The following is a 1,329-nucleotide window of genomic DNA, read 5'->3' as shown; positions in this document are numbered from 1 at the left end:
CATCGTCCGCAAGCTGGCGCAGAACGGCGTCACTTCGCCCTTCCCGATCCAGGCGGCGACCATCCCGGACGCCCTGGCCGGCAAGGACATCCTGGGCCGTGGCCGTACCGGCTCCGGCAAGACGCTCTCCTTCGGTCTGCCGATGCTGGCCACCCTCACCGGCGGCCACACCGAGAAGAAGAAGCCGCGCGGCATCATCCTCACGCCGACCCGTGAGCTGGCCATGCAGGTCGCCGACGCGCTCCAGCCGTACGGCGACGTCCTCGGCCTGAAGATGAAGGTCGTCTGCGGCGGTACGTCGATGAGCAACCAGATCTACGCCCTTGAGCGCGGCGTGGACATCCTGGTCGCCACCCCTGGCCGGCTGCGCGACATCATCAACCGCGGCGCCGCCTCGCTGAGCGAGGTCAAGATCGCGGTCATCGACGAGGCCGACCAGATGTCCGACCTGGGCTTCCTGCCCGAGGTCACCGAACTGCTCGACCTGGTGCCGGCCGGCGGCCAGCGGATGCTGTTCTCCGCCACCATGGAGAACGAGATCGGCACGCTGGTCAAGCGCTACCTGACCAACCCGGTCAGCCACGAGGTCGACAGCGCCCAGGGCAACGTCACGACCATGAGCCACCACGTGCTCGTCGTGAAGCCCAAGGACAAGGCGCCCGTCACGGCGGCGATCGCCGCCCGCAAGGGCCGCACGATCATTTTCGTACGGACGCAGCTCGGCGCCGACCGTATCGCCGAGCAGCTCAGCGACTCGGGCGTGAAGGCCGACGCGCTGCACGGCGGGATGACGCAGGGTGCCCGTACGCGCGTCCTTGAGGACTTCAAGAAGGGCTACGTCAACGCGCTCGTCGCGACCGACGTCGCCGCGCGCGGTATCCACGTCGACGGCATCGACCTGGTCCTGAACGTGGACCCGGCCGGTGACCACAAGGACTACCTGCACCGCTCGGGCCGTACCGCCCGCGCCGGCAAGTCGGGCGTCGTGGTGTCGCTCGCCCTGCCGCACCAGCGCCGGCAGATCTTCCGGATGATGGAGGACGCGGGCGTCGACGCCTCGCGCCACATCGTCGGCGGAACCGGCGTCTTCGAGACGGAGGTCGCCGAGATCACCGGCGCCCGTTCGCTCACCGAGGTCCAGGCCGACTCCGCCAACAACGCGGCCAAGCAGGCCGAGCGCGAGGCCGTCGAGCTGACCAAGCAGCTGGAGCGCGTGCAGCGTCGCGCCACCGAACTGCGTGGCGAGGCCGACCGGTTGGTCGCCCGTGCCGCGCGCGAGCGTGGCGACGACCCCGAGCAGGCGGTGGCCGAGGTGGCCGCCGAGGCCGA

Annotated in this window: 1 protein-coding gene; it reads left to right on the top strand. The window is 70.1% G+C overall.

What is annotated here, in order from left to right; genetic code table 11:
- Positions 1–1,329: DEAD/DEAH box helicase (locus tag HY68_RS09345; RefSeq protein WP_041995506.1), on the top strand; the 1,329-nt coding region annotated here is incomplete at both ends.

Source organism: Streptomyces sp. AcH 505 (assembly GCF_000818175.1).
GTDB lineage: Bacteria > Actinomycetota > Actinomycetes > Streptomycetales > Streptomycetaceae > Streptomyces.
The sequence above is the reverse complement of the archived record's forward strand: the minus strand, read 5'-3'. Positions and strand labels throughout refer to the sequence as shown.